We start from the raw sequence: 3,374 nt of genomic DNA, 5'->3' as shown, positions 1-3,374 counted from the left end.
CGTCAAATGCTCTAGGCTGCAACCACTGTTATGTCTACTTCTCCCGAGTCTGTCGCTCCTAAGCCCTCCGATCAATTGAGTGAATTGCTCGCCCGGATTCAGCCCGCTGATGCTGGAGCGATGGCCCGCGCCGCCGAGCGTCAGGCGCAACTTACCAAGCCTGCGGGTGCCCTGGGCGAACTGGAAGTGCTGTCGGTGCGTCTGGCCGGGGTGTTCGGCACCGAGCGGCCCGCGCCTCAGGGGGCAGCGGTGCTGGTGGCGGCGGGTGACCACGGCGTCGCGGCGGAGGGGGTCAGCGCCTATCCGCCCGAAGTCACCCCGGCGATGGTGGCGAACTTTCTGGCCGACACGCCCGCTGGCCCTGGTGGGGCCGCCGTCAACGCCCTGGCCCGCGCTCTGGACGCCAAAGTCTATGTGCTGGACGCCGGAGTCGGTGCCGAACTGCCCCAGCACCCGGCCCTGTTCCGCGCCGCCGTGCGCCCGGGCACCCGCAACCTGCGCGTAGAAGCGGCGATGACCCGCGAGGAAACCCTGCACTTGATTCTGGCGGGGGCGGCGCTGGCACAGCGGGCCATAGACGAGGGGGCCGATTTCGTGGTTCCCGGCGAAATGGGCATCGGCAACACCACCCCGGCAGCGGCGCTGACCGCCCGGCTGCTGGGCCTTGACCCCGCCGACGTGACCGGGCGCGGCACCGGGGTAGACGACGAGCGGCTGGCCCACAAGGTTGCGGTTGTCCGCGAGGCGCTGGCCCGCACCGACGTGACTGGGCCGCTGGACGTGCTGACCGAGTTCGGCGGCTACGAAATCGCGGCGATGCTGGGCATGATGCTGGGGGCCGCCGCCCGCCGCCGCACCGTGGTGCTGGACGGCTTCGTGGAAGGCTCGGCGGCGCTGGTCGGTGTGGCCCTCGCGCCCGCGCTGCGCGACTACCTGTTCCCGGCAGGCGAGTGTGCCGAACGCGGTCACGCGGCACAACTGGCGCACCTGGGCCTCAAACCCATGTTCCAGCTCGGCCTGCGGCTAGGTGAGGGCACAGGCGGCGTGCTGGCGCTCCCCCTGTTGCGCGGGGCCGCCGCCACCCTGCGCGAGATGCGAACCTTCGCGGAGGCCGCTGTCCCCGGAGGCAGCGCATGACCCGTCCGCCTCGGCCTTCCGAACCTTCCCCGGTGCCTGCGCAGCGAACCAACACCAGGGTCTCGCCGCCCCGGGTACCCCCGGTCGTCATGGTGTTTCCTGACCCGGCGGCCTCGCCAGCAGCTCCCCAGTCCTCTGCCCCTACGCCCCCACACGGCTGGAAACGGCGGCAGGAAGTCCGGGCGCTGCACCTCGCGCTGACCTTCCTGACCACGCTGCCCTTGCCGCGCCTGCGGAATGACGGGCCACCGGAGGCGAGCGACTGGGCCAGGGCGAGCGTCTACTACCCGCTGGCCGGGTACGTGGTCGGGGGCGTGGTGGCGGGCGTGTTGTGGCTGGCGTTGCCGTTGCCGGGCGGGGTGGTGGCTGCCCTGGCGGTGGCGCTGTGGTTGCTGCTGACTGGCATGCTGCACTTCGACGGATTGGTGGACAGCGCCGACGCCCTGTTCGCCATGAAAACTCCCGAACAACGGCTCGACATCCTCAAGGATGTACACGTGGGGGCCTTCGGGCTGGCGACGGGCGTGCTGGCGCTGCTGCTGTTCTGGAGCCTGCTAGCGGCGGGCCTGCCCTGGTACGCTCCCCTGGTGGCGGCGGTGGTCGCCCGCATGGTCGTCCTGATGCCCATGAACGCCTACCCCGCCGCCCGGCCCGAGTCGCTGGGGGCGCAGTCGCGGCAGGGGCGCTGGGGGCTGGCTTTCCTGTTCGCCCTGCCCGCGCTGCTGTTGCCGAACGCGTGGCTCGCCGCGCTGGTCGCGCTGCTGGGCGTGACCCTGGTGGCGGCCTGGGCGGCGCGGCGGCTGGGCGGCGGCCTCAGCGGCGACATCTATGGCCTGCTGATCGTGGTGGCCGAGGTGCTGGTGCTGGGGTTCTACAGCTATGGGCTCTAGCCGCGTAGTTGGCGGGTGATTGCGCCGTATCATATGGCTTCGAAAAATAGTTTGGGCATCCAAGCTATTTTTCCGAACGAAGTGAGGAGAAGAAAATACGGGACTGAACGGCGCGAAGGAGATGGCGGTGCTTTTCCGACATCTCCGAAGAATAGTTCAGTCCCGTATCAGTGCCGCGCCGGGCGGCGAATCAGGCAGGTGGTCGTGGCGTGGGCATAGATTTTGCCGTTTTCGTCCACGATGCGGCCCTCGGCCAGTCCGGTCTGCCGGGTAACGTGAATCACCTCGCCGATGGCCTGCACTTCCGGCCCCCCCTCCAGCAGCGGGCGCAGGTAATTCACCTTGAGTTCCAGGGTGGTGTAGGTCGCCCCGGCTGGCAGGGTGCTGTGGATGGCGCAGGCCACCGCCGAATCGAGAATCGTGGCATAGACGCCGCCGTGCACGCTGCCGATGGGGTTGTAGTGAAATCCCTGGGGCCGCAGCCGGAACACCACCCGGCCTTCCTGAACGTCTTCCGGGCGGGGGGGCTCCATGCCCAGTGTCGCGCCGATGGGGGCGGCGGGCAGCTCGCCACGGGCGATGGCCTGAAGGTATTCCAGGCCCGACAGGTGCTTGACTTTTTCCGGGTCGAAGGCCGGGTCGGTCCAGGTGTAGGTGCGGCTGTGGTCGCTCATGCGCCCAGGCTAGCGCGCCACCCCACCACCTAACGGCGCAGCAGTTTCACGGCCCGCACCACGTCCTGCGGAGTAATGGCCTCGCCGGGGCGGGCGCGGCAGCCCAGGGCATACTGCTCCAGCAGCCCCTCGCCCGCCGTGTCCAGTGCACTGCGGACCGCCGCGAACTGGGTCAGGATGTCGTGACACTCGCGGCCTTCCTCGATCATCTTCTGGATGCCGCGCACCTGTCCCTCAATCCGGCGCAGCCGCTTGAGCAGCTTTTCTTCTTCGGGGCCGAGCAGGGTAGGAGAGGTCATAGACTCATTGTCGGCAGCGGTCCCTGCCTCGGCAAGGGGAAGGGGAGCAATCATGAAGGGAGACTATACCTGATGGGGGTATATTATGGGGTCATGAGTGACGTTTTGACCTGCCTCCAGTGCCAAACCAAGAACCGCGTGGGTCCGGTGCCCGCAGGTCAGGTGCCGAGCTGTGCCAAATGCGGCGCGGCGCTGCCCTGGCTGCACGACGGCACCGACGCGACCTTCGAGCAGGACATTCAGGCGAGCGTGCCGGTCATCGTGGACTTCTGGGCACCCTGGTGCGGCCCCTGCCGCGTGATGGGGCCGATTCTGGAAGACCTCGCCCGTGACCTGCCCGGCAAGGTGCGCGTGGTCAAGGTCAACGTGGACGA

At 68.6% G+C, this 3,374-nt stretch carries 5 protein-coding genes; 3 read left to right on the top strand and 2 right to left on the bottom strand.

Annotated elements, in window-relative coordinates:
* Positions 1–30: 30 nt before the first annotated feature.
* Together cobT and Q4C89_RS14475 are read left to right on the top strand one after the other, a co-directional pair.
* On the top strand, positions 31–1,137 hold the full coding sequence (cobT, locus tag Q4C89_RS14480) for a nicotinate-nucleotide--dimethylbenzimidazole phosphoribosyltransferase (RefSeq protein ID WP_303103329.1): 1,107 nt from the start codon (positions 31–33) through the stop codon (positions 1,135–1,137).
* An 89-nt stretch (positions 1,138–1,226) separates the two neighbouring features.
* Positions 1,227–2,027: an adenosylcobinamide-GDP ribazoletransferase gene (locus tag Q4C89_RS14475; RefSeq protein WP_303103330.1), complete on the top strand. Its 801-nt coding sequence runs from the start codon at positions 1,227–1,229 to the stop codon at positions 2,025–2,027.
* Between the two features lie 167 nt (positions 2,028–2,194).
* Here Q4C89_RS14475 and Q4C89_RS14470 read toward each other — a convergent pair whose 3' ends face one another.
* Positions 2,195–2,701 (bottom strand): PaaI family thioesterase, encoded by a 507-nt coding sequence (locus Q4C89_RS14470; RefSeq protein ID WP_303103328.1) that lies wholly within the window; start codon positions 2,699–2,701, stop codon positions 2,195–2,197.
* A 29-nt stretch (positions 2,702–2,730) separates the two neighbouring features.
* Positions 2,731–3,000 carry a metal-sensitive transcriptional regulator gene (locus tag Q4C89_RS14465; RefSeq protein ID WP_303103327.1) on the bottom strand — a complete coding sequence of 90 codons (270 nt, stop codon included), beginning with the start codon at positions 2,998–3,000 and terminating at the stop codon, positions 2,731–2,733.
* Positions 3,001–3,093: 93 nt separating this feature from the next.
* On the opposite strand from Q4C89_RS14465, the gene Q4C89_RS14460 reads away from it, so the two are divergent.
* The coding region (locus Q4C89_RS14460; RefSeq protein ID WP_303103326.1) for a co-chaperone YbbN at positions 3,094–3,374 on the top strand (281 nt) is incomplete at its 3' end.

The organism is Deinococcus sp., from assembly GCF_030523985.1.
In the GTDB taxonomy this organism is placed as follows: domain Bacteria; phylum Deinococcota; class Deinococci; order Deinococcales; family Deinococcaceae; genus Deinococcus.
This window is presented reverse-complemented; position numbering and strand designations above follow the sequence as displayed.

What these genes read in the sequence shown, in the direction of transcription:
- Q4C89_RS14475 (WP_303103330.1), top strand. Translation starts at nt 1,227, where the DNA reads ATGGTGTTTCCTGACCCGGCGGCCTCGCCAGCAGCTCCCCAGTCCTCT.
- Q4C89_RS14470 (WP_303103328.1), bottom strand. Translation starts at nt 2,701, where the DNA reads ATGAGCGACCACAGCCGCACCTACACCTGGACCGACCCGGCCTTCGAC.
- Q4C89_RS14465 (WP_303103327.1), bottom strand. Translation starts at nt 3,000, where the DNA reads ATGACCTCTCCTACCCTGCTCGGCCCCGAAGAAGAAAAGCTGCTCAAG.
- cobT (WP_303103329.1), top strand. Translation starts at nt 31, where the DNA reads ATGTCTACTTCTCCCGAGTCTGTCGCTCCTAAGCCCTCCGATCAATTG.